Source organism: Nocardia sp. NBC_01009, assembly GCF_045208035.1.
In the GTDB taxonomy this organism is placed as follows: domain Bacteria; phylum Actinomycetota; class Actinomycetes; order Mycobacteriales; family Mycobacteriaceae; genus Nocardia.
In genome coordinates, this window is record NZ_CP108695.1 from 3,324,996 (window position 1) to 3,348,553 (window position 23,558).

The following is a 23,558-nucleotide window of genomic DNA, read 5'->3' on the forward strand; positions in this document are numbered from 1 at the left end:
CATGCCATGGCGGCCCCGGCAATCGACCGAAAAGCGTCTCGCTGCATCACAATTCGCGCCTCGCTGACTCGACGCGAATGGATCCGCGTCGCCGCGATGGTGGCACTGATCGCGGCCTTACACGTGATCGGCTGGGGCACCTTGGTGACGTTCGTTGCCCCGCAACACTTCGATCTCGGCGACCAGACACTCGGCATCGGTGTCGGCGTGACCGCCTACACCCTCGGTCTGCGACACGCCTTCGACGCCGACCACATCTCGGCAATCGACAATACGACCCGCAAACTGATGAACGACGGGCAGCGGCCATTGTCGGTCGGGTTGTTCTTCTCTCTCGGCCACTCCACCGTCGTGTTCGCGTTGGCGCTGCTGCTCGCTGTCGGAGTGAAGGCAATCGTCGGCCCGGTACAGGACGACTCGTCGGTGCTGCACCACTACACCGGTTTGATCGGCACCACCGTGTCGGGCGCCTTCCTCTACCTCATCGCGATCATCAACCTCACGGTCCTGGTCGGAATCCTGCGAGTGTTTCGCGCGATGCGCGCAGGCGGCTATGACGAAGCGGCACTCGAAGAACAGCTCGAAAAACGCGGATTCATGAACCGGTTCTTCGGCGGGTTGATGAAATCGATTACCAAGCCGTGGCAGATGTACCCGGTCGGAGTGCTGTTCGGCCTAGGCTTCGACACCGCCACCGAGATCGCGCTCCTGGTCCTGGCAGGTACCAGCGCAGCCGCTGGACTGCCCTGGTATGCAATCCTGTGTCTGCCAATTCTTTTCGCCGCAGGAATGAGCCTGCTCGACACCATCGACGGCTCGTTCATGAACTTCGCTTACGGGTGGGCGTTGTCCGAACCTGTTCGCAAGGTCTACTACAACATCACCATCACCGCCCTGTCGGTGGTGGTTGCCTTGATCATCGGGACTATCGAACTGCTCGGCCTGCTCGTGGACCAACTCGGATGGAGCGGCGGACTCTGGGACTGGATCGGCGGCCTGAACCTCAACAGCGTCGGGTTCGTCATCGTTGGCCTGTTCGTCCTGACCTGGGCGGTGGCGCTGCTTGTCTGGCGCTATGGCCGTATCGAAGAAAAATGGTCCGGGCGCAAACAAGAGCAGGCCGACTGATGGGGGAGTATCAGGCGACCGGTTCGGTCGAATGTCCGACGTCACGCAGGCAGTGCGCGCCGCACGTATCGTCGACTCGATTGCTCGCGCTATGCGTCGGGACCAGCGCGTCGATACGTTGCGCCGCAGCTATCTCGAGTAGCGTCTGAATGAATGCGCACACCAGGGCGGACTCCCCGGTCGTCGGCCAGATCAGGCCGTATTCGATGGGCGGAGCGTCACGGAACGGAACGAATGTGATGCCGGGGCGAGCGTGGTACCGAAGGCCTCGCACAGCCACGGGGGAGACGCCGCGGCCAGCCGCGACGTGGGAAGGTACTTCCGTCCAGTAGGTGGCGGTCGGTCCCTGCGGGATCGGCCGGCCTGACGGGGTGTGTGTGGGGAGGTGGAAGTCCAGCCAATACGCAGGGATGTCGCCGTGGATGGACACCAGCGGGGCGTCCGCGAGATCCTCCAGCGAGACGGTGTCCCGGCGTGCGAACGGATGCTGCGCCGGAACCATGAGCGCACGTGGTTCGGAGAAGATTACGGGGCCGACCGTGAGGTCCGGCTCGTCGACGGGGAATTCGCTGATCTGTAGATCGAGGTCGCCCGATCGGAGCCGGCCGAGCGGATTTCCGAGCTGTATTTCGTGGACTTTGATTTCGCAGTCGGGATTGGAACGCTGGAAGGCTTCGGCGGCGAGACCGAGCAGGTCGGCTACCCATGGTGTGGAGTATCCGACGCGGAGTGTGCCCGTGATTCCACGACCGAATTCGATTGCCCGCACAATCGCCAGTTGGACGCTTTGGTAGGCAGGCCGCAGGTCATCACGGAGTCGTCGTCCGGTAGCGGTGAGAACAACTTGGCGGCTGGTGCGGTCGAACAGTGGCACACCGACGCGATGCTCCAACTTCTTGATCGTCTGGCTGACCCGCCCCGTCGACAGCCCGAGCCGTTCGGAGGTCCGTCGGAAGTGCAACTCCTCGGCCAATGTCAGGAACGTTTCGATCTCGTAGCGCTCGATCGTGGGACTCCTCGAGTGCGATCGGAAACTTGGGTATCCGATCATCGCATGTCAGATGCTTATTCGATAGCCCGCTCTCGGTAATGATCCAGTTGCACGATTCCGGGTTCCCGGCGCTGAACCGGACGCCGTTGAGACGGTCGGCATTCGAGCACGGCTATCGTCACGCTACCGGCAGCCGTCGTCTCAGGGAGACACCGCAGTAAGCGCTAGGACAACTCGACGAGGAGTGCGACGGGTCGCCGAAGGATCAGCTGTTGTGCATCGGGCTCATGGGCGGTCTTCGGCGAGGCTTGCGCTGGTGGCGAAGTGCTGGCGGTAGCGCTCGGGGGTGGTGGAGAGGCGGCGGGTGAAGACTCGGTGGAGGGTTTCACCGTGGCGGTAGCCGACCGCGCGGGCGATGGCAGTGATGGTGAGTTCGGTGGATTCCAGGAGGCGGCGGGCCGCTTCGATGCGGAGGTCTTCTACGAATGCGGCCGGGGTGGTTCCGGTTTCGACGCGGAAGGCGCGGGCGAAATGTCGTTCGCTCATGCCGGCGCGCTGAGCCAGAGCGGAGACTGCCAGGTCGTCGTCGAGGTGGTCGGGGAGCCACTGTTGGACGGCGCGGATGGCGGGGGTGCGGGCGGGCTGGGTGCGCAGTTGGGCGCTGAATTGGGCTTGGCCGCCGGAGCGGCGGGTGAAGACGACGAAGGCGCGGGCGATCTGCTGGGCCATCTCGCGACCGTGATCGTCCTCGACGAGGGCCAGTGCGAGGTCGATGCCGGCGGCGACGCCCGCGGAGGTCCAGCGGTTGCGATCGTGGACGTAGATGCGGTCGGGCTCGACGGTGACGCGAGGGTAGGTGCGGGCCAGTCGATCGGTCGTACCCCAGTGGGTGGTGGCCCGGTAGCCGTCGAGCAGACCGGCGGCGGCGAGCAGCAGCGCGCCGGAGCACACCGAGGTCACTCGGCGGGATTTGCGGGCCAGGGCGGGTAATTCGCGGACCACTTCCGCGGACACCGGCCCGGAGATCCAGCCGCCGACGACCATCAGGGTGTCGATCTCGTCAGCGGAGGCAGCCAGGTCGTGCAGCGAGTGTTCGACCGCGATGGTCAGACCGCCGTCGGTCTTGATCGACCGGCCCTGCGGTGTGGCCGTCACGAGCCGGTACACCGTCTTCTCGCCGATCGCATTGACGAACCCGAAAACATCCATCGGCCCGGCCAATTCGACCAGCTGCATGCCCTCGTAGGCGACGAAAACGATGGTGCGCGGCGCGGGCATGCCGCCATCATCGCAGTTGGGACAGGTGGCCGCCACGATCAGCGCGTGACCGTGACGGCAGTCGGGCTTCCCCATCGCCGCGCGCAGCGGGAATATTGCCGTGTGCAAAGGCGGTCGGGAGGCCCGCCCGGGCGGCCACATCAGCCGGCGCGCCCGACCCCGGCGCTCTTGCCGCGCACCGCGTGCTGATCGAGGAACGGGATGATCACTGCGGCAACACGATCCGAGAACTGGGCGTGCGGATAGTGTCCACCGTTGTCGACCATCACCACCCGGCCCAAACCGTCCGGAATGGCGGCCGCGATCGCGTTCGCCTCGGCCTCGGGATCGGCGAAATCCGGTTCCGCCGAACCCATGATCACCAGCGCGGGGCAGCGGACATCCGCCAACCGGGCGTCCGCGTCCGCAGGGGTGGTCTGTCCGGTTTTCATGAATTCCGCCCAGCGCTCGGGCTGCCGCAGGATGTTCTCGAGGCCGGCGAGGTACTGGTCGTAGTCGGCAGGCTTGGTCGGATAGGCGATGTCCAGATACCGCCGCCACCAGGGCAGCGAATTCATCATCGAAGTGAGGGCGAGGCGGACCATGCCGCGGCGGTATCGGCGGCTGGTGAGCAGGGCTCCGGCGTGCAGGCTCTGGGTGAGGGTGAAGGGTCCGATCTCGACGATCGCGGTCACCAGCTCCGGGGCCTGCGCCGCGGCGATCGTTGCCGAGCCGCCCGACAGCGAGTGTCCGACGATCACCGCCGGGCCGCCGAAGTGCCGGATGACGCCCAGCAGGTCCTCCGCTACATCGGTGCGGCTGATGGCGGCTTTTCCGGTCACCGACGGCCAGTCGAGGCTCGATTCGCCGTGCCCGCGCATGTCCACGTTGACCACCCGGTAGCCCGCGGCGGCCAGGGGGCCGACGAGGTGGCGGAAGTCGTGCCGCACGGTGCCCATGCCGTGTGACAGCACCACGAGCGGTCCGTCACCGACCACATCGCAGGCGAGCTGCCCGTGTTCGAGCGTCACATACTCGGTCATTGTCGTTTCCTTCCAGCGGAATCATCCGGTGGCCGCGACTGCGACCTGCTGGAATTGAACGCCGGAAAATCGGCGCGACCGATACCGAAGGCCGGACGGGTCAGCCGGACGGCCGATTTCGTCAGATCCTGACCAGTGTCACCGCGGAAACGACAGTCGCTGACCGCGGTTTCGACCGGGCCTCGCTGCTTTCGTGAACTCGGTCCGGCGGAGAGCAGTCGTAAAACCCGCCCAGCCGCGAAAATTCCTTCGGGGCCGTGTCGATCTGTCGCGTTCGCTGTTCGACCTTGGAGTGAGAGGGTCGGTAGGCGACCCGGAAAAGGAGGATGACAGTGAAGTACATGCTGATCTGGCGGGCCACCGATGAGGGCAATGCGGCCATGGAGGGCGTCGACTTCGAGAAGGTGCTCGAGACCGTCGGGCGGTACAACGACGAGATGATCCGGGCCGGGGTGCTGGTCGCGGCCGAAGGGCTGGCCGGGCCGGAAGAGGGCGTGGTGGTGGACTATTCGTCGGAGCCGCCGGTCGTCACGGACGGGCCGTACGGGGAGACCAAGGAGCTCTTCGGCGGGTTCTACATTCTGAATGTGGCCTCCAAGGAGGAGGCCATCGAATGGGCTAGGCGGGCCCCGTCGTTCGGGCCGGGATTCAAGACCGAAATTCGCCGGGTCACCACGATCGACGAATTCCCGCAGGACAACGAATGGATTCAGAAGGAACGAGCATGGCGCGAAGCCACCGGACAGTTGTGAGTCGCTGAGCGAGTGGCCGATTCCACGGGTCGTGAGGCCGTTGCCGCCGTGTGGCGGATCGAGTCCGCGCGGATTGTCGGTGCGTTCGCGCGCTACACCGGAGATTTCGCGCTGGCCGAGGACCTTGCGCAGGAGGCATTGGCCGAGGCGCTGGTGAACTGGCCGCGGGATGGCGTGCCGCGCAATCCGGCCGGGTGGCTGCTCACCGTCGGGCGGCGGCGGGCTATCGACGCGTTTCGCCGACGCGCCGCGCTCGATGACCGGTACTCCGCCCTCGCCCGGGATCTGGGCGAGGGCGGGGTCGCCGCCGGTGGCCCGCCCGCGGAATCCGCGAGTGCACAGACACCGTGGGATCCCGATCAGGTCGACGATGACGTGCTCGCGCTCATCTTCATCGCGTGCCATCCCGTGCTTTCGCGCGAGGCCCGGATCGCGCTCACGCTGCGGGTGGTCGGCGGCCTGTCCAGCGACGAGATCGCCAAGGCGTTTCTGGCGCCTACGGCCACCGTGCAGGCCCGGATCACGCGGGCGAAGAAAACCCTTGCAGCAGCTCGCGTTCCCTTCGCCGTGCCGTCCGCGCAGGAGCGCAGCGAACGCCTCGGGTCGGTGCTCAGCGTCATCTACGTGATCTTCACCGAAGGATCGTCCGCCACCTCGGGTGACGATCTGATCCGATTCGATCTGGCCGGTGAGGCGCAGCGCCTGGCCCGGGTGCTGGCCCGGTTGATGCCGGCCGAACCCGAGGTGCACGGGCTGCTGGCCCTGCTCGAGCTCACCGCTGCACGCTTCCCGGCCCGCGCCGACTCCGAAGGGCAGCCGATTCTGCTGGCGCACCAGAACCGCCGCCGCTGGGACCGCGCGGCGATTCGCCGTGGGCGCGCCGCCCTGGACCGGGTCACCCGGGTCGGCCGCGGCCTCGGCGCTTACGGCCTGCAGGCCGCGATCGCCGAATGCCATGCCGTCGCCGCATCCGTCGACACCACCGACTGGGACCGCATCGTGCTCCTATACGAGGCCCTGGGCCGCCTTGCTCCCTCCCCGGTCGTCGACCTCAATCGCGCGGTCGCGGTGTCCATGGCCCAGGGCCCCTCGGCCGCCCTCCGCATTGTCGACGAGCTCAAAACCTCCGCAGCCCTGGCGAATTCGCACCTGCTGCCGAGCGTTCGCAGCGAGCTGCTCACGCGATTGGGCCGCAGCGGCGAGGCGCGTGCCGAACTCGAACTCGCCATCCGACTCTGCGGAAACGAACGGGAACGCGCCTTGCTCGCGAAGAAGCTCGCAGAACTGTGACCGGGTTCGCCTTGCCGCTGGCCGTGCTGGTCGCGGTGATTCTCTGGCCCGAGCGCATCCCGAAGGACCGGACCGTGGAAGCCATCCGTGCGCGGATCGAGTCCGAACACAGAAGCCCTGAGTTGGTCGTGTCGCTCAGAGGTACGCTGAACTTGCGACAGGTTTGCTGGCGGATTTCTGGGCACGATCTGCGCACTCGCACCGGTGGCGGGCAGTGCCCGGCCGCGTACTTGCCGGTATGAGCATGGCTGGGAAGCTCGCGCGCCCGACGATAGCACCGACTTTCGACTGTCTGGCCTGGCTAAATCAACTAGTGTGGGGCTACCCGCTCGGGCGGGGGTTGGAATGCAAGCAAGTACACCGTTTGCCAGTCGGGTGGTCACAGGACGACACAATGGATGACACGGCAGTGAGTGGCGGGGACGCCACTCGGGGGCCAGCGGAGGCGTTCGGACGCTATCGGCTTCTGTCGCTGCTGGGGCAGGGCGGCATGGGCCAGGTGTGGCGGGCGCATGATTCGCTGACCAACCGGGTGGTGGCGCTCAAGGTGTTGCCCGAGCGCTTCGCCGATGACGAGCAGCTGCGCGAGCGGTTCCGCCGGGAGTGCCGGGCGGTGGCGCAGTTGACCGAGCCGCATGTGATCCCCATCCACGACTTCGGCGACATCGACGGTCGGCTCTATCTGAATATGCGCTTGATCGAGGGCACCGACCTGCACAAGGTGATCACGCGAGACGGGGCCTTGTCGCCGCCGCGGGCGGTGGCGATCGTCGCACAGGTGGCCGGCGCGCTACAGGCGGCCCACGACGTCGGGCTGGTCCACCGCGATGTCAAACCCACCAACATCCTGCTAGGGGCCAATGAGTTCGCCTCCCTGATCGACTTCGGGATCGCCCACGCCGCCGACGACCGTACGCTGACCACGATCGGCGAGGCCATCGGCACCGTCGCCTACATGGCGCCGGAGGAGATCAGCGCGGAGGCCAAGGCCGATGCCCGAGTGGACGTGTACGCGTTGGCGTGCGTGCTGTATGAGTGCCTGACCGGCCGGCCGCCGTTTGCGAGCGCAATGGGGATGCAGGGTGTGATCGCCCATCACCTGCACACCCCGCCGCCGCGTCCCAGCACCACTACACCCGATGTACCGACTGCGTTCGATGCGGTCATCGCCAAGGGAATGGCCAAAAACCCCGACGAGCGTTACCAGACCGTGCGCGAGCTGGCCGCGGCGGCCCGCGCCGCGGTGGGCGATTCCGCGGTCAGCACCACCGAGGGCGTGGCCGCGCGTCATGGGCGGCGAATCAGATTGTCGCCCAAGGCCGCCTGGCTGCTCGCTGCCGCGGTCGGGGTTACGGTGGTGGCCGCCGTAGCTGTCGTCATCGGTGTCCAACGGGAATCAGGCGGCGGTGGCAACTCGCCCGCACCTATCGGCTCGGGCTACTCGTCACAGACTCCGCTGCCGTTCACCGGCGTCAGCCTGCCCACCGATGTGTCTGTCGACACGGCGGGCAACGTATACGTCAGCGACATGGGTAACGATCGGGTGGTGAAATTGGCGGCGGGCGCGTCGACGCCGATCCCGCTGCCGTTCACCGGCCTGAATAATCCCCAGGGTGTGGCGGTCGACACTGCGGGCAACGTTTACGTCACCGACACGAGTAACGATCGGGTGGTGAAATTGGCGGCGGGCGCGTCGACGCCGACCCCGCTGCCGTTCACCGGGCTAAAAGATCCCCAGGGTGTGGCGGTCGACGATGCAGGCAACGTGTACGTCGGCGACCGGGGTAATGATCGAGTGCTGAGGTTGGCGGTGGGCGCGTCGGCGCCGACGACGCTGCCGTTCACGGGGCTCCAAGATCCCCAGGGGGTGGCGGTCGACGCTGCGGGCAACGTATACGTCACCGAATTGAGTACCGAGCGGGTGCTGATGTTGGCGGCGGGCGCGTCGGCGCCGACCACGTTGCCGGTCACTGGGCTCAAAGATCCCCAGGGTATGGCGGTCGACGCGGCGGGAGACTTGTACGTCGTCGACTGGGGTAGCAAATGGGTGGTGAGGTTGGCGGCGGGCGCGTCGACGCCGACCCCGCTGCCGTTCACCGGCCTGAAGAATCCCCAGGGTGTGGCGGTCGACACGGCGGGCAACGTATACGTCACCGACCTGGGCCCCAATCCGGTGGTGAAACTCGTGGTCGGCTGAACCCCTGTTCCGCGCGGAATGCGTATGGAGCAGAAGGTCGGGCGTAGAAAACCCTTGTCCAACTGGTACTTCTTCGGTGGGCGCAGAGGGGATCGAACCCCCGACCGCTGGTGTGTAAAACCAGTGCTCTACCGCTGAGCTATACGCCCGTGCTCGCCGGAGATCCGGCGGCAACGGATTATGAATCTAGCGCGGCGAGCGCTTTCTCCCAAGCCGCCTGGTCACGGGGCTCTCCGGGGCCGTTCATTTCGGCGAATCGGATGATTCCGTCCTTGTCGACGACGAAGGTGCCGCGGTTGGAGTAGCCGGACTTCTCGTTGAAGACGCCGTAGCTCTGGGCTATGGCACCGTGTGGCCAGAAGTCGGACAGCAGGGGAAAGACGTAGCCCTGTTCGGCCGCCCAGATCTTGTGGGTGGGTGGGGGACCGACGGAGATCGCAAGGATCTCGGCGTCGTCGTTCTGGAACTTCGGTAGCTCGTCGCGGACCTTGCACAGCTCGCCCTGGCAGATCCCGGTGAAGGCCAGCGGGTAGAAGACGATGAGCACATTCTTCTTGCCGCGGAAGTCCGACAGCGTGACTTGCTGGTTGTTCTGGTCCTTCAGCGTGAAATCCGGCGCGACAGAGCCGACCTCAAGTGGGCCAACCTCCAGTGGCATCGCGAATCCTCCATCGAGTCGGGTTGCGCCGGGCGGCGCGAAGGCCGCCCGGCGAAACCATAGCGAAAGACCGGTCAGCGCTGCTTCGAGGGCGCTTTCGGCTGCACCAGGCGGCTGCCTGCCCAATCCCCGAGACTGATTGCCGAGGTTTGCGTGAAGCCCGCGGGCGGTGCGGATTCGGCGATCTCGCTGGGATCGACATGCCCCGAATTTCCGGTCTTCGGGGTAAGTACCCAGACGAATCCGTCGTCCGACAACTGCCCGGTGACTTCCATCAAGGCATCCACTAGATCCCCGTCACCGTCGCGCCACCACAGCAACACGACGTCCATGACCTCATCGGAGTCATCGTCGAGCAGCTCGCTGCCGATGGTTTCTTCGATCTCGGCTCGCAGGTCGTCGTTGGTGTCCTCGTCCCAGCCCAGTTCCTGGACAACCATGCCGTGAATAATGCCAAGCTTCTGAGCGTAGTTCTGCGCGTCCGCCGCGGCGACCACGGTGGTGTCCTCCTCAACTCCAGACAATAGGTAGTTGCAAGCGAACATGGTTATCGGCTCGAGCGCAAGCTGATCGGACGAAATACCCGTCGAATGTCGTGTGACAAGATCGTTGCGAGCCGGTTTTCCTGTCCGATTCAGCGTTTCGGGCAAGCCTCGCGGACGGCGTTGCGTGCGTCGTTGACCCGTCTGCTTGCGTCGTTGAGCGGTCCGACCGGTGCGGTGTAGGTCATCTTGCGGCTCTCGGAGGCAAGTAGCCGTGCGGCGGCGACGTATTCGGTGAACTTTGCGGCAAGGTCCGACGGCAGCGAGTCGCCCGCGGTGCTCACTCCGGACTCGACCCGTTCGGCCGCCTCGTCGAGGGTCGATGCGGCGGCATCGCGCCTGCTCGCGTAGTCGGGCGCGTTGGAGTCGTGTGCGTTGATGAAGTCGTTGTACTTCGAGACGCCGACACCGGTGGTGCTGGGGAATTGCCCGCAGTTGTCGTTGATCGCCTGCGTTTGCGCCGCAGCCTTGCGCGAGGAGGTGGCCGCGGCCGAAGAGGAGGCCGCTGCGGTCTTGTATGCCGCTAGGTCTGCAGCGTTCGGATTCGCAACTCCATCTACCCGATTCGCGCATCCCGCGATCGTCAATCCGGCCACGACCGCCAAGGTCGCGCACACCAATCCGAACCCGCGTGGGTCCAGCACCTTCATCGTCCTCCCCGCTTCGGTTGTACTACGGCGGTCTCGACTCACGTTCCCTGCAGAACGGTACTGGATTTGCTGCTGACATGATGACCTGGGACACATCATCCGCAAGGATGGAGGTGCGCCCGAAACTTTCGTGAAGCGGGCGGTCCGCCAACCATGCGTGCCTGCCCGGGGAAACCGACGCCATCACATGTCCACCCCCTGTACGAGGAGCAGATTTGACCGACCTGATCCACTCTTCCGCTGCAGCGAAATCCGCTGTGCCGAACTCCGAGACCGCCCCTGCCCTAGGCCGCGATCCGCACGGATCGCCTGCCGCGCCGGCAGGCGGCCGTGTCCGGGTGATCCGCGAAGGGGTGGCGTCCTACCTACCGGACATCGACCCGGAGGAGACCTCCGAATGGCTCGAATCGTTCGATGAGATGCTCGACCGGGAAGGTCCGGGCCGCGCGCGTTATCTGATGCTCCGGCTGTTGGAACGCGCCGGTGAGCGTCGGGTCGCCATCCCCGCCTTGACCTCGACCGACTATGTCAACACGATTCCCACCGAGAACGAGCCGTGGTTCCCCGGCGACGAAGAGGTGGAGCGGCGCTACCGTGCCTGGATCCGCTGGAATGCAGCGATCATGGTGCATCGCGCGCAACGCCCGGGAATCGGTGTCGGCGGCCATATTTCGACCTACGCGTCCTCGGCGGCGCTCTACGAGGTCGGCTTCAACCACTTCTTCCGCGGCAAGGATCATCCCGGCGGCGGCGACTCGATCTTCATCCAGGGCCACGCCTCGCCGGGCATCTACGCCCGCGCCTTCCTCGAGGGCAGGCTCAGCACCGATCGGATGGACGGCTTCCGGCAGGAATACAGCCACGGCGGACCGGGCCACGGCCTGCCGTCGTACCCGCATCCCCGGTTGCTGAACGACTTCTGGGAGTTCCCGACGGTGTCCATGGGTCTCGGCCCGATGAACGCCATCTACCAGGCGCGGTTCAATCACTACCTGCACGATCGCGGCATCAAGGACACCTCCGATCAGCATGTGTGGGCATTCCTCGGCGACGGCGAGATGGACGAGCCGGAGTCGCGCGGCCTCGCGCAGGTCGCGGCCATGGAGGGCCTGGACAATCTGACCTTCGTCGTCAACTGCAACCTGCAGCGCCTCGACGGGCCGGTGCGCGGCAACGGCAAGATCATTCAGGAACTCGAGTCGTTCTTCCGCGGCGCGGGCTGGAACGTCATCAAGGTGGTCTGGGGTCGTGAGTGGGACGCGCTGCTCGGCGCCGACCGCGACGGTGCGCTGGTGAACCTGATGAACACCACGCCCGACGGCGACTTCCAGACCTACAAGGCCAACGACGGCGCCTACGTCCGCGATCACTTCTTCGGCCGCGACCCGCGGACGAAGGCGCTGGTCCAGGACATGTCCGACGAAAGCATCTGGAACCTCAAGCGCGGCGGTCACGACTACCGCAAGGTCTATGCCGCCTATGCCGCCGCGATGGCGCACAAGGGCCAGCCGACGGTGATCCTGGCCAAGACCATCAAGGGCTACACCCTCGGCAAGCACTTCGAGGGCCGCAACGCCACCCACCAGATGAAGAAGCTGACCCTGCAGGACCTCAAGGATTTCCGTGACCTGCAGCGGATTCCGATCACCGACGCCGAGCTGGAGAAGGATCCGTACCTGCCCCCGTACTACCACCCGGGCATGGAGGCGCGCGAGATCCAGTACATGCTGGACCGGCGCAAGGCGCTCGGCGGCTTCCTGCCCGAGCGGCGCACCGCGGCAAAGCCTCTGCAACTTCCTGGCGACGAGGCGTACAAGTCGGTCCGCAAGGGTTCCGGCAAGCAGAACGTGGCGACCACCATGGCGCTGGTTCGGCTCATGAAGGAGCTGTTGCGGGACAAGGAGATCGGCAAGCGAATCGTGCCGATCATCCCCGACGAGGCCCGCACCTTCGGTATGGACTCGTGGTTCCCTTCGTTGAAGATCTACAACCGCAACGGCCAGTTGTACACATCGGTCGACGCGGAATTGATGCTTGCCTACAAAGAGAGCTCCGTCGGGCAGATCTTGCACGAGGGCATCAACGAGGCCGGATCGACCGCGTCGTTCACTGCGGCGGGCACCTCGTACGCGACCCACGGCGAGCCGATGATCCCGCTGTACATCTTCTACTCGATGTTCGGCTTCCAGCGCACCGGCGACAGTCTGTGGGCGGCGGCGGACCAATTGGCTCGTGGATTCGTGCTCGGAGCAACCGCCGGGCGAACCACGTTGACCGGTGAGGGTCTGCAGCACAACGACGGCCACTCGCTGCTGTTGGCCTCGACCAATCCGGCCGTTGTCACCTACGATCCCGCGTTCTCGTTCGAGCTCGCGCATATCGTGCGCGACGGCCTGCGCCGGATGTACGGCGGCGGGACCCCGCAGGCCGGGCCGGGCGCGGTGCCGGGCGCCGTTTCGCACGGCGGGCAGCCGAACGGCGGCTTCGGCGGCGAAGACATCTTCTACTACATCACCCTGTACAACGAGCCCTACCAGCAGCCCGCGGAGCCCGACGACCTCGATATCCCGGGTCTGCTCAAGGGCATTTACCTGTACAAGCGTGGTGCGGCGGGCGATGTGCGCGCCCAGATCCTCGTCTCCGGCGTCACCGTGCCGGACGGTTTGCGTGCGCAGGCGCTGCTCGCCGAGGAGTGGGGTGTGCAGGCCGATGTCTGGTCGGTGACGTCGTGGGGCGAACTCCGCAAGGAGGCGCTCGGCAAGGAAATCGCGAAGCTGCGCAACCCGGGCACCGATGTCGGCGTCCCATACGTCACGCAGGCGCTCTCGGCGGCCGAGGGTCCGATCATTGCCGCGACGGACTGGATGCGTGCGGTGCCGGATCAGGTTCGGCAGTGGGTGCCCGGTGACTTCACCACCCTCGGCACCGATGGTTTCGGTTTCTCCGACACCAGGCCTGCCGCGCGTCGCGTGTTCAATGTGGACGCGCAGTCCATCGTGGTCGCGGCGCTGGCCGGACTCGTCCGGGCTGGGAAGATCGATGCCGCCACACTGACCGAAGCGGCCGCGAAATACCGCATCGATGATGTGGACGCCGCGCCGAAGTCGGTGGCAAGCGGCGACGGCGACGGCGAGTAGCGGACGATTGGATGGTGGACCGTAAACCGCCGCGGCCGCGACGGATCTCCGAAGGCTCCTCCGAGCACGAGGTGTATCTGCCGACCGGCGCGCTATCCCCGAACCGGCAAACCCGAGACCCGCTACCCGACACGTTGCTCAAACGTGTGAAGCAGTTCTCTGGTCGACTCTCCACCGAGGCGGTGGGGTCGATGCAGGATCGGTTGCCGTTCTTCGCCGATCTGGATGCCGCGCAGCGCGCCGGGGTCCAGATGCTGGTGCAGACCGCGGTGGTGAACTTCCTGGAGTGGCTGCAGGATCCCGACAGCGACATCAGGTTCAGTCTGGATGCCTTCCAAGTGATTCCACAGGATCTGGCGCGGCGGCTGACGCTGCGCCAGACCGTGGACATGGTCCGCGTGGCCATGGAGTTCTTCGAACAGTGGCTGCCCGCGCTCGCGCGCAACGACCGGCAGCTCGTCGCGCTCACCGAGGCGGTGTTGCGGTACGGGCGTGAGCTCGGGTTCGCCGCCGCCTCGGTGTACGCGAGCGCCGCGGAATCCCGCGGCGCGTGGGACACCCGCCTGGAGGCGCTGGTCGTCGACGCCGTCGTGCGTGGCGATACCGGCCCGGACATGCTGTCGCGTGCCGCGACATTGAACTGGGACGCCACCGCGCCCGCGACCGTGCTGGTCGGGACTCCGCCGGGAGATCAGGGTGTCGGCATGGTCGGGTCGGTGCACACCATCGCCGCACGGCATGGTCGTGCGGCGCTCGCCGTTGTCCAGGGCTCGCGGTTGGTGATGGTGGTCAGTGGCCATCTCGGCGAAAGCTCTTATATATCGCCGTTCCTTGCGGACCTGCTCGCCGAGGTGTTCTCCGACGGGCCGGTGGTGATCGGCCCGACCACCCGAACCCTTGGTGCCGCGCATGCGAGTGCGGTGGAAGCCCTGGCAGGCATGGAGGCCGTGGTGGGCTGGCGGGGTGCGCCTCGACCGGTGCACGCGACGGAATTGTTGCCCGAACGCGCATTGCTCGGCGATCGAGGTGCGATAGACGCGTTGAACGAGTATCTTGTCCTACCGTTGGCTGCGGCGGGTTCGTCGCTGGCGGACACTCTCGATGCCTATCTGGATTGCGGTGGTGCTGTCGAGACGTGTGCCCGTCAGCTGTACGTTCATCCAAATACCGTTCGCTATCGCCTCAAACGGATTGCCGAAGTCACCGGACGAGATCCGATGAATCCGCGGGACGCCTATGTGCTCCGGATCGCATCCACAGTGGGTCGTTTGACACGAACCCGTAACGAATCGTCAACATCCACCCCAGAGGCAACTCACCTCGTCATGGGTCACGAGGGCTTGTAACGGATCGTGGGAGCCGGTCGATCGGCACGACCCACGTGGCCTTTTGTGGGACTCCCACAAAAGGCCACCGCAAGCTTCATTCGCGTCGACATCTCCTGCGGCCTGCCTCACAGTGTTTTCTTAGAGATGTGATCGCGTTGTTCGCCCCTGGACAGGGGTCCCAGACACCTGGCATGCTCGCGCCTTGGCTCGACCTTCCCGGCGCGACAGATCGACTCGCCCTCTGGTCCAAGGCCGCCGGCCTGGATCTGATTCGTCTCGGTACCACCGCGACGGCCGAGGAGATCACCGACACTGCCATTACCCAACCGCTCGTTGTCGCCGCTGCGCTGCTTGCCTTCGCGGAAATCGACCCGAGTTCCCTTCCGGCAGCTACCATCGTCGCCGGACACTCGGTCGGCGAACTTGCCGCAGCCGCAGTCGCCGGGGTCATCACCCCCGACGAGGCGGTCACCCTGGCAGCTATCCGCGGTGCGGAGATGGCCAAGGCGTGCGCGCTGGAGCCGACCGGTATGTCCGCGGTACTCGGTGGCGATGAGGCTGCCGTGCTCGCACGGCTCGCGGAGCTCGACCTCGTTCCGGCCAACCGGAACGCGGTGGGCCAGATCGTCGCCGCGGGTCGACTGGACGCCCTGGCAGAACTCGCCGCAAACCCACCCGAGAAGGCGCGGGTGCGTGCGCTGCCCGTCGCGGGGGCTTTCCACACCGCTTTCATGGGCCCGGCCCAGGATGCTGTGACGGAAGCCATAAGCCAGATCACCCCGAACGAGCCGACCCGGACCCTACTGTCGAACTTCGACGGCAAGCCGGTCGCCTCGGGAGCGGACGCCATCACTAAGCTCGCGGCGCAGGTCACCCGACCTGTCCGTTGGGATCTGTGCACCGAAACGACCAGGCAAGCCGGTGTTTCGGCAGTGGCGGAGTTGCCGCCGGCGGGCACACTCGTCGGTATTGCAAAACGGGAACTGAAGGGCACGCCCACGCTGGCCCTGAAGACCCCTGAAGACCTCCCCGCGTTGGCCGGGCTCACCACCTCCGGCTAGCTTTCCCCCCGCGGACGTGCAATAAAAACGCACGATCGTGACCGAGCAGACGGTAACCATCGGCTGTCTCGAACCGAAAAAAACAGTAGAAGCCCTACAAAGAGATCAAGAAGGGAGCCACGAAGTGGCCGCTCTGACCCAGGAACAAATCGTCGAGGAACTCGGCAAGATCATCGAAGAGGTAACGGGTATCGAACCCTCCGAGGTGACGATCGAGAAGTCCTTCGTCGATGACCTGGACATCGACTCGCTGTCCATGGTCGAGATCGCAGTGCAGACCGAGGACAAGTACGGCGTGAAGATCCCTGACGAGGATCTGGCCAGCCTGAAGACGGTCGGCGACGCAGTCGCCTACATCCAGAAGCTCGAGGCGGAGAACTCGGATGCCGCCGCGGAGCTCAAGGCCAAGTTCGACAACGCCGAGTAGGGCCGACACTGTGACCACTCCTTCCACCTTGAACGGGAACTTCCCCAACGTCGTCGTCACGAGCATGGCGGCGACCACGTCGATCGCTGGTGACGTCGATGCGACGTGGAAGGGACTCCTCAACGGCGAGAGCGGTATCGACGTTCTCGAGGATTCCTTCGTCGAGGAATACGACCTTCCGGTCCGCATCGGCGGTCACCTGAAGGTCCGGCCCGAGACCCTGCTGACCCGAGTCGAATGTCGGCGCATGGCCTACGTCGAGCAGCTCGCGACCGTTCTCGGTCGTGAAGTCTGGCGCAACGCGGGCAGCCCGGAAGTGGACCCGGAACGCCTGGGTGTGGCCATCGGCACCGGACTCGGTGGCGGTGACGCCCTGATCGACTCGGTCGACAAGCTGAAGAACGGTGGCTATCGCAAGATTTCGCCGCTGGCTGTTCAGATGGTCATGCCGAATGGCCCGTCGGCTGTTGTGGGTCTCGAATTGAAGGCCAGGGCAGGAGTGGTCACTCCGGTCTCGGCATGCTCGTCTGGCTCCGAGGCTATTGCCAACGCATGGCGCATGATCGTGATGGGTGACGCGGATATCGTCGTCACCGGCGGCGTCGAGGGTTTCATCGACGCGGTGCCGATCGCGGCGTTCACGATGATGCGTGCGATGAGTACTCGTAACGATGACCCGAAGGGTGCGTCGCGTCCGTTCGACAAGGATCGGGACGGGTTCGTCTTCGGCGAGGCAGGTGCGCTCATGGTCGTGGAGACCGAGGAGCACGCCAAGGCGCGTGGCGCGACGATCCATGCTCGTCTGCTGGGTGCCGGTATCACCTCTGATGGTTTCCATCTGGTCGCTCCTGCTCCGGACGGTAACGGTGCGGCGCGTGCGATGACTCGGGCGATGCAGACCGCGGGTTTGACGAAGAAGGACATCACGCACGTCAACGCGCATGCCACTGCCACTCCGATCGGTGATACCGCCGAGGCGCGGGCGATCAACCTGGCGGTGGGTAACCATGCGTCGGTGTATGCGCCGAAATCAGCACTCGGTCACTCGATCGGCGCCGTGGGTGCTCTCGAGTCGGTGCTCACCGTGCTCAGCATCCGGGACGGGATTGTTCCGCCGACGCTGAACCTGGAGAACCAGGATCCGGAGATCGATCTGGATGTGGTTCACGGCGAGGCTCGCCGCCAGGAGATCGAATACGCGATCAACAATTCATTCGGTTTCGGTGGGCACAATGTCGCGCTCGCCTTCGGTCGGGCATAGCCGCCCGCATCGACTGCACAACGATCCCGGTGGGGTCGGCCAACTGAATTTGGTCGACCCCACCGTGGTTCGACATACGCAGCCGCGGCAGCGGCGTACTTCACAGAGGTGAGGAGTAAACGCGATGACGATAGTGGCCCCCGCGTTTCAGCCCGAAACAGTGATCGATCCGCGTGACCCGCTGGGTCGGTTGCAGCGCTTCTTCGACCCGGGTACGGTCCTTCCGCTGCATCCGCGGGACAAGTCCGGTGTGCTCGCCGCAATCGGCGAGGTCGACGGTGTCCGCACCGTCGCCTACTGCTCCGACGCCACCGTCATGGGCGGCGCGATGGGCGTGGAAGGTTGCAAGCACATCGTCGATGCGATCGACACCGCCATCGATTCCGCCATTCCGATTGTCGGCATCTGGCACTCCGGCGGCGCTCGGCTCGCCGAGGGCGTCGAGGCACTGCACGCCGTGGGCCTGGTCTTCGAGGCAATGGTCCGGGCGTCCGGCCTGGTTCCGCAGATCTCGGTGGTCCTCGGCTTCGCGGCCGGTGGCGCCGCCTACGGCCCCGCGCTGACCGACATCGTGATCATGGCACCCGAGGGACGAGTCTTCGTGACCGGTCCCGACGTGGTCCGCAGCGTCACCGGTGAGCAGGTCGACATGGCCACCCTCGGTGGCCCGGAGACCCATGGCAAGAAGTCCGGTGTCACCCACATCGTCGCCAACGACGAGGCCGATGCGCTGCATCGGGGTCGCAGACTGGTGTCGATGTTCGCCGAGCAGGGCGAATTCGACCTGGTCGCCGCCGAACACGGTGACGTCGACCTGAAGGCGATGATGCCGGAATCGGCCAAACGCGCCTACGACGTCAAGCCGATCATCCACGAGCTGCTCGACAACGTCGACGGTGAGTCGTCGTTCGAGGAGCTGCAGGGTGGCTACGCCCGCAGTATCGTCACCGGTCTCGGCCGGCTCGCCGGTCGTACGGTCGGTGTGCTCGCCAACAACCCGATTCGGCTCGGTGGCTGCCTGAACTCCGAAAGCGCCGAGAAGGCCGCGCGTTTCGTGCGGCTGTGCGATGCCTTCGGTATCCCGCTGGTCGTGGTCACCGACGTCCCCGGCTACCTGCCCGGCGTCAGCATGGAGTGGGAAGGCGTGGTGCGCCGCGGCGCGAAGCTGCTGCACGCGTTCGCCGAGGCTCGGGTGCCACGCGTCACGCTGGTCACCAGGAAAATCTACGGTGGCGCCTACATCGCGATGAACGCCCGCTCGTTGGGCGCGACCGCGGTGTATGCATGGCCGGGCTCCGAGGTCGCCGTGATGGGCGCCAAGGCCGCGGTCGGCATCCTGCACAAGAAGGCGCTGGCAGCGGCGCCGGAGGACGAGCGTGAGGCACTGCACGAGCGTCTCACCGTCGAGCACGAGCAGATTGCCGGTGGTGTCGAGCGTGCCATCGCGATCGGTGTCGTCGACCAGGTCATCGACCCGGCGAAGACGCGCAGCATCATCGCCGCCGCGCTGGCCGCGGCGCCGGCTCGTAAGAGTCATCACAAGAACATTCCGCTGTGAGGTGATGTTCTGATCGAGAATGGGCTCCGGGATTCCCGGAGCCCATTCTTTGTTGCTCGGCCCTGCCGCCGGACCGTCGACGGAAGCGGCGGATGCCGATCCGAAGACCGGTTTCGCTGAGTAGCATCGGGGGGTGCGTTACGAGGAACTTGCCGAGGTGCCGTGTTCGATTACGCGCCCGCTGGTGATCTTTGGCGACCGCTGGACCCTGCTGATCCTGAAGTATTCGTTCTCGGGAGTCCGGCGGTTCAATGCCTTTCAGAGCACGCTCGGTATCTCCCGCAGTCGGTTGCAGGATCGGCTCGACCGGCTGATCGAGCATGGGATCCTGGTGAAACAGAAGGCGGCCGAGGGGGCTCATGAGGAGTACCGCCTCACGCCGAAGGGGCACGACATCTATCCGATCCTCATGGCGATCCGGGATTGGGGCGACACCTATATGGCGCCCGACGGTCCGCCGGTGGAGTATCGGCATCGCGAGTGCACCGGCGAGGCGCATGTGGAGCTCGAATGCGATGTGTGCGGGAACGAACTCACTGCTCGCGACGTGACGCCATTGCCGGGGCCGGGCCTCGGGGTTACCGCAGCGTCGGCGGGGGCGCACAGTTCGGCTCGATAGCTCGGGCTGTGCCCGCGTGTGCGAGCTTCTCATCAATGGATTCGGATGCACGCATTCCTGGTGCGGGAATCAGTCGGCGTATCGCGACGCCGCTCAGGCGCTGCGCTCGGCGTATCGCATATTCGTCCCGTGACTCCACCGCCGACGAACCGGTGACCCTGCGCGGCGCCGGTGGCCGTTACTTTCTCAGTCCGCCCAGATCACAACGTGTTGGGGGTCTTCGCGCATCGTGCGGAAGGAGTTGATCGGGTGGTCCTTGTCGGGATAGCCGAACGAGATGCCTGCGACTACTCGCCGACTATCCGGGATGTCGAAGTACTCACGCAGGAACGGTGCGTAGGATGCGAGCGCGGCCTGCGGGGCGGCGCCGAGTCCGAGGCTGTGTGCACCGAGGAGGAAGTTGCCGATATAGAGGCCGCAGTCGACGGCGCCGTAGACGCCGAGATCGGCCTCGGAAGTGATGATCGCGACGTGCGGTGCGTCGAAGAGTTCGAAGTTGCGCAGCGCCTGCCGCATCGTCCTCGCGTGGTCGCCCTTGGTGATCCCGACACTGTCGTAGAGCTGCAGACCACATTCGCGTCTGCGATCCCGATAAACCCCGGTGTACTGCGCGGGAAATGCGAAATCCGGCTCGGGCGTCGACTTTTCGATATGTGCGAGCAGTTCTCTGCGGAACCGATCGGTGCCGGCTCCCGCGGTCACCGCGACCTGCCATGGCTGAGTGTTGCACCACGAGGGGGTGCGCTGTGCCAGCCGCAGCAGCGACTCGATCGTCTCCCGTGCCACCGGTTGCGACTGGAACTGCCTACAGGTCCACCGGTCGTCGAGTATTCGGGACAGCACGGCGAACTGGTCGGGGTCATCGGTAGGCGCCATGGCTTCGAACCTCACTTCATTCAGTCTCATTTTGAGACTGGACGCTAGCACTCGGAGTCTCGTTTCGGAACCGCTGTGCGGCACCGTTTCGGCGTGATGCGTCGCATTGCCCGCGTTGCCGCGATTGTCACGGCTGGACCGGGCACAATCCCTGACATGGGTTCCGAGACCGCCGCCGCGCGGGATCGCAAACGGCACGGCAGGCACTACACCCCGCCTGCGCTGGCGCGATTTCTGGCGCAGCGGCTACTCGAACATATGCCGCGACCACGGAATTCTGCTGCACTCCGGGTACTCGATCCCGCCTGCGGGGACGGCGAGCTGCTGCTGGCTCTACAACAGGAGGCCGCTATCCGGCTGCCCGAGGTGCGGGTGGAGTTGGTCGGCTACGACCTCGACAGCGAGGCGCTGACGGTCGCGCGCGAGCGGGCCTGCACCGCGGGGGTCGTTGTCGACTGGCATGTCGGCGACTTTCTCACGGTGTCCGAGGACATTACGGACGCCTGCTTCGACGCCATCATCACCAACCCGCCGTATGTGCGCACCCAGCAGCTGGGTGGTGCGACAGCGCAGTTGCTGAGCAAGCAGTTCGGGTTGCGGGGCCGAATCGATCTCACCCATCCGTTCGTCGCGATCGCACCGCGCTTGCTGTGCTCGGGTGGGGTACTCGGATTGTTGTGCGCCAACCGCTTTCTCACCACCAAGGCCGGCGCGAACATTCGAGGATTGCTGCTGTCGGAGTTGGCTCCGATCGAGCTGTACGACCTCGGCGACACCAAGCTGTTCGAGGCCGCCGTGCTGCCCGCCGTCACGATCGCCACGCGCACTTCGCGCCGCGAAGCCTGCCGCTATGTATCGGCCTACGAGGTCCCCGCATGCGAAACTGTCAGCGGCACAGAGCTATTCGAAGCATTGACCGAGGACCGGGGCCGTTTCGTCGCACATAACGGTCGTATCTTCGCGGTAGCAGTGGGCACGCTGGCGACCGGCGAGCTCGGCTCCGATGATCGGGGAGTTGTCGCGTCGCTATCGGTCGAAACCGACGGGGCGGTGAGCGGTGCTCCCCGGACCGCTGCTGATACTCGCGCTCGGACCGGTGCCGAGGACGGCGCCGACAGTATCGGTGACGGTGGTGCAGACGGCGGAGCCGTAGTCGGCGGCGGTACGAATGGTGCCGGGAATTCGGTGCCGGGGGACTCGGATGTTGCTCGGGTCGTCGGGGTGTGCGGGGTCGACGGGCAATTCGTCAGTCGTGAGTTGCGTGGTTCTGGGCGGACCGCTGCGGCGGGGCGGGCATGGCGGATGTCGCGGCCGGGAGTGGACGACTGGTTGGGCCAAGTGGGGGTCGGGACCTGGCGGACATTCGGGGAGATAGCGCGGATTCGGGTGGGGATCAAGACGACGGCGGATCGGGTGTTCATTTCGGATCGGTGGGGGGAGGTGGAGCCATGTCCGGAGTCGGAGTTGTTGTTCGACTTGATCACTCATCATGACCTCCGGCCGTGGCGGGTCTCCGGCGGTCGTGGCACTCGTGTGTTGTATCCCTATGACACGACTCGGTCGCGGCGCATCCCGGTCGACCTGAGCGAATTTCCCGGTGCCGCAGCGTATTTGCGGACCCATGAGGAAATATTGGCCGGTCGGAAATATGTGACGGACGGTGGGCGTGAGTGGTTCGAGATCTGGGTGCCGCAGCGCCCGCATTTGTGGCGGGTGCCGAAGGTGGTGTTTCCCGATATCAGCGAGCGGCCGCGGTTTGCTCTTGATCGGTCGGGGGCGGTGGTGAATGGGGATTGTTATTGGATGTCACTGGCGGACATCGGAATGCACGGTGACGCGGAGCAGCTGGCGTATCTGCTGATGGGTGTGGCGAATTCGGCGCTCGGCCTGCACTTCTACGATGCGGTATGCGGGAATCGACTGTACTCGGGTCGGCGGCGGTGGATTACCCAGTATGTGTCGCGGCTGCCGTTGCCGGACCCGGCGCGCTCGGGCCGGGTCGTCGAGTTGGTTACCGAATTCGTCGACGACGGGCGAGTGCCCGATGCCGAGTCGGTGCGCGAGTTGAACGAGCGGGTGGCCGCGGCGTTCGGGCTGCGGTCAGGCTGTGGTGCGGACCCCGACCATCGGCAGCAGGATCCGGCGGGCGAAGTCACGTCCGGCCTCGACATCGTCGAGCGGAATGAGCCCGTCGGGGGTCAGGGCCAGCGAGAGGGCGAGCCGGGCCATGATCTCGGCGACCAGGTCGGCGTCGAAATCGTCGGAGCCGTCGTCGGTCCGTAATTCCCGCAGCTTCGCGGCGAGGTAGGTGCGGCCGACGGCAATGATCGGCGCGGCCTCCGTGGTGAGCCGCGGCAGGATGAGGTCGGGTTCGGTGCGCAGCAGCCTGCGCAGCAGTTCGTTGCTGGCGATCGCGCTGATGAACGCGGCGAAGATCTCCACCAGTTGGTTGTCGCTGCCGGCGACGGTGCGCACCCGCTCATCGATCGCGGTGACGAAGCGCTGTGCCTCTCGCACACTCACCGCTTCGACCAGTTCGTTCTTCGATTCGAAGCGGCGATAGAGGGTAGCTGGGCTGATGCCGGCGCGGCGGGCGATCTCGCCCATGCTGGTGCGCTTGATCCCGAAGTCCAGGAATGCCGACAGCGCGCTCTCCAGTAGCTTCTCGCCGTCCTTGACCGGGTTGTCGAGGATGCGCTGGAGCATGGGCGGGACGGTGGGCATCGGGTCTCCAGTCGATTCGGCGCGGGCGCCGAAGAGTGCGCGGCGCCGCGACGGTGCGG

General features: G+C 65.6%; 20 protein-coding genes, 1 tRNA gene and 1 pseudogene. 13 read left to right on the forward strand and 9 right to left on the reverse strand.

What is annotated here, in order from left to right; translation table 11 throughout:
• The first annotated feature begins 6 nt into the window (after positions 1-6).
• The gene (locus tag OHA42_RS14870; RefSeq protein ID WP_406237602.1) at positions 7-1,128 is read left to right on the forward strand and encodes a HoxN/HupN/NixA family nickel/cobalt transporter; all 1,122 of its coding nucleotides are present in this window, start codon (positions 7-9) and stop codon (positions 1,126-1,128) included.
• Between the two features lie 10 nt (positions 1,129-1,138).
• Here the strand turns inward: OHA42_RS14870 and OHA42_RS14875 are convergent, their stop codons facing one another.
• The 3 genes from OHA42_RS14875 to OHA42_RS14885 all read right to left on the reverse strand — a co-directional run bounded on the left by OHA42_RS14875 (position 1,139) and on the right by OHA42_RS14885 (position 4,419).
• The gene (locus OHA42_RS14875) at positions 1,139-2,179 is read right to left on the reverse strand and encodes a LysR family transcriptional regulator (protein ID WP_406237604.1); all 1,041 of its coding nucleotides are present in this window, start codon (positions 2,177-2,179) and stop codon (positions 1,139-1,141) included.
• A gap of 225 nt (positions 2,180-2,404) precedes the next feature.
• The gene (locus OHA42_RS14880; protein WP_406237605.1) at positions 2,405-3,397 is read right to left on the reverse strand and encodes a GlxA family transcriptional regulator; all 993 of its coding nucleotides are present in this window, start codon (positions 3,395-3,397) and stop codon (positions 2,405-2,407) included.
• A gap of 140 nt (positions 3,398-3,537) precedes the next feature.
• A complete protein-coding gene (locus OHA42_RS14885) occupies positions 3,538-4,419 on the reverse strand; it encodes an alpha/beta fold hydrolase (protein WP_406237607.1) in 882 nt (293 codons plus the stop codon).
• A 332-nt stretch (positions 4,420-4,751) separates the two neighbouring features.
• On the opposite strand from OHA42_RS14885, the gene OHA42_RS14890 reads away from it, so the two are divergent.
• The 4 genes from OHA42_RS14890 to OHA42_RS14905 all read left to right on the forward strand — a co-directional run bounded on the left by OHA42_RS14890 (position 4,752) and on the right by OHA42_RS14905 (position 8,658).
• Positions 4,752-5,171 (forward strand): YciI family protein, encoded by a 420-nt coding sequence (locus tag OHA42_RS14890; protein WP_406237609.1) that lies wholly within the window; start codon positions 4,752-4,754, stop codon positions 5,169-5,171.
• A gap of 12 nt (positions 5,172-5,183) precedes the next feature.
• Positions 5,184-6,461 carry an RNA polymerase sigma factor gene (locus tag OHA42_RS14895; RefSeq protein WP_406237610.1) on the forward strand — a complete coding sequence of 426 codons (1,278 nt, stop codon included), beginning with the start codon at positions 5,184-5,186 and terminating at the stop codon, positions 6,459-6,461.
• A complete protein-coding gene (locus tag OHA42_RS14900) occupies positions 6,458-6,703 on the forward strand; it encodes a hypothetical protein (protein WP_406237612.1) in 246 nt (81 codons plus the stop codon). The genes OHA42_RS14895 and OHA42_RS14900 overlap by 4 nt, the downstream gene beginning before the upstream one ends.
• Positions 6,704-6,855: 152 nt before the next feature.
• Complete coding sequence (locus OHA42_RS14905; RefSeq protein WP_406237614.1) at positions 6,856-8,658, forward strand: serine/threonine-protein kinase PknD; 1,803 nt, start codon at positions 6,856-6,858, stop codon at positions 8,656-8,658.
• Between the two features lie 77 nt (positions 8,659-8,735).
• On the opposite strand, the gene OHA42_RS14910 is transcribed toward OHA42_RS14905, so the two are convergent.
• From OHA42_RS14910 to OHA42_RS14925, 4 genes are all read right to left on the reverse strand, one after another.
• Positions 8,736-8,807, reverse strand: a tRNA-Val gene (locus OHA42_RS14910).
• A gap of 29 nt (positions 8,808-8,836) precedes the next feature.
• On the reverse strand, positions 8,837-9,316 hold the full coding sequence (locus tag OHA42_RS14915) for a peroxiredoxin (RefSeq protein WP_406237615.1): 480 nt from the start codon (positions 9,314-9,316) through the stop codon (positions 8,837-8,839).
• Positions 9,317-9,390: 74 nt separating this feature from the next.
• A complete protein-coding gene (locus OHA42_RS14920) occupies positions 9,391-9,813 on the reverse strand; it encodes a DUF3052 domain-containing protein (RefSeq protein WP_328412851.1) in 423 nt (140 codons plus the stop codon).
• 137 nt (positions 9,814-9,950) lie between these two features.
• Complete coding sequence (locus OHA42_RS14925; RefSeq protein WP_406237617.1) at positions 9,951-10,508, reverse strand: hypothetical protein; 558 nt, start codon at positions 10,506-10,508, stop codon at positions 9,951-9,953.
• A gap of 338 nt (positions 10,509-10,846) precedes the next feature.
• Here OHA42_RS14925 and aceE point away from each other — a divergent pair, with 338 nt between their 5' ends.
• The 7 genes from aceE (at position 10,847) to OHA42_RS14960 (ending at position 19,899) form a co-directional block, all read left to right on the forward strand.
• Positions 10,847-13,645, forward strand: a complete 2,799-nt coding sequence (aceE, locus tag OHA42_RS14930; protein ID WP_406239367.1) for a pyruvate dehydrogenase (acetyl-transferring), homodimeric type — start codon at positions 10,847-10,849, stop codon at positions 13,643-13,645.
• An 11-nt stretch (positions 13,646-13,656) separates the two neighbouring features.
• Positions 13,657-14,991 (forward strand): PucR family transcriptional regulator, encoded by a 1,335-nt coding sequence (locus tag OHA42_RS14935; RefSeq protein ID WP_406237619.1) that lies wholly within the window; start codon positions 13,657-13,659, stop codon positions 14,989-14,991.
• 128 nt (positions 14,992-15,119) lie between these two features.
• A complete protein-coding gene (locus OHA42_RS14940) occupies positions 15,120-16,034 on the forward strand; it encodes an ACP S-malonyltransferase (RefSeq protein ID WP_328411124.1) in 915 nt (304 codons plus the stop codon).
• Positions 16,035-16,158: 124 nt separating this feature from the next.
• Positions 16,159-16,461 (forward strand): meromycolate extension acyl carrier protein AcpM, encoded by a 303-nt coding sequence (gene acpM / locus OHA42_RS14945; protein ID WP_327114205.1) that lies wholly within the window; start codon positions 16,159-16,161, stop codon positions 16,459-16,461.
• Between the two features lie 10 nt (positions 16,462-16,471).
• Positions 16,472-17,722, forward strand: a complete 1,251-nt coding sequence (locus tag OHA42_RS14950) for a KasA/KasB family beta-ketoacyl-ACP synthase (protein ID WP_406237621.1) — start codon at positions 16,472-16,474, stop codon at positions 17,720-17,722.
• A gap of 124 nt (positions 17,723-17,846) precedes the next feature.
• Positions 17,847-19,280: an acyl-CoA carboxylase subunit beta gene (locus OHA42_RS14955; RefSeq protein WP_406237622.1), complete on the forward strand. Its 1,434-nt coding sequence runs from the start codon at positions 17,847-17,849 to the stop codon at positions 19,278-19,280.
• A 133-nt stretch (positions 19,281-19,413) separates the two neighbouring features.
• Positions 19,414-19,899, forward strand: coding sequence for a winged helix-turn-helix transcriptional regulator (locus OHA42_RS14960; RefSeq protein ID WP_406237624.1), 486 nt, complete (start codon positions 19,414-19,416; stop codon positions 19,897-19,899).
• Positions 19,900-20,085: 186 nt separating this feature from the next.
• Here OHA42_RS14960 and OHA42_RS14965 read toward each other — a convergent pair whose 3' ends face one another.
• Positions 20,086-20,775 carry a nitroreductase gene (locus OHA42_RS14965; RefSeq protein ID WP_406237626.1) on the reverse strand — a complete coding sequence of 230 codons (690 nt, stop codon included), beginning with the start codon at positions 20,773-20,775 and terminating at the stop codon, positions 20,086-20,088.
• A gap of 156 nt (positions 20,776-20,931) precedes the next feature.
• Here OHA42_RS14965 and OHA42_RS14970 point away from each other — a divergent pair, with 156 nt between their 5' ends.
• Positions 20,932-23,058: an Eco57I restriction-modification methylase domain-containing protein gene (locus tag OHA42_RS14970; protein ID WP_406237628.1), complete on the forward strand. Its 2,127-nt coding sequence runs from the start codon at positions 20,932-20,934 to the stop codon at positions 23,056-23,058.
• Here the strand turns inward: OHA42_RS14970 and OHA42_RS14975 are convergent.
• Positions 23,026-23,499, reverse strand: a pseudogene (locus OHA42_RS14975) (TetR/AcrR family transcriptional regulator); the annotation flags it as partial. The gene OHA42_RS14970 and the pseudogene OHA42_RS14975 overlap by 33 nt on opposite strands.
• Between the last annotated feature and the right edge of the window lie 59 nt (positions 23,500-23,558).

Bases quoted from the DNA above. Each gene is read 5' to 3' on its own strand.
- OHA42_RS14925 (WP_406237617.1), bottom strand. From the start codon at position 10,508: ATGAAGGTGCTGGACCCACGCGGGTTCGGATTGGTGTGCGCGACCTTG.
- OHA42_RS14955 (WP_406237622.1), top strand. From the start codon at position 17,847: ATGACGATAGTGGCCCCCGCGTTTCAGCCCGAAACAGTGATCGATCCG.
- OHA42_RS14870 (WP_406237602.1), top strand. From the start codon at position 7: ATGGCGGCCCCGGCAATCGACCGAAAAGCGTCTCGCTGCATCACAATT.
- OHA42_RS14970 (WP_406237628.1), top strand. From the start codon at position 20,932: ATGGGTTCCGAGACCGCCGCCGCGCGGGATCGCAAACGGCACGGCAGG.
- OHA42_RS14885 (WP_406237607.1), bottom strand. From the start codon at position 4,419: ATGACCGAGTATGTGACGCTCGAACACGGGCAGCTCGCCTGCGATGTG.
- OHA42_RS14965 (WP_406237626.1), bottom strand. From the start codon at position 20,775: ATGGCGCCTACCGATGACCCCGACCAGTTCGCCGTGCTGTCCCGAATA.
- OHA42_RS14935 (WP_406237619.1), top strand. From the start codon at position 13,657: ATGGTGGACCGTAAACCGCCGCGGCCGCGACGGATCTCCGAAGGCTCC.
- OHA42_RS14905 (WP_406237614.1), top strand. From the start codon at position 6,856: ATGGATGACACGGCAGTGAGTGGCGGGGACGCCACTCGGGGGCCAGCG.
- OHA42_RS14875 (WP_406237604.1), bottom strand. From the start codon at position 2,179: ATGATCGGATACCCAAGTTTCCGATCGCACTCGAGGAGTCCCACGATC.
- OHA42_RS14915 (WP_406237615.1), bottom strand. From the start codon at position 9,316: ATGCCACTGGAGGTTGGCCCACTTGAGGTCGGCTCTGTCGCGCCGGAT.
- OHA42_RS14880 (WP_406237605.1), bottom strand. From the start codon at position 3,397: ATGCCCGCGCCGCGCACCATCGTTTTCGTCGCCTACGAGGGCATGCAG.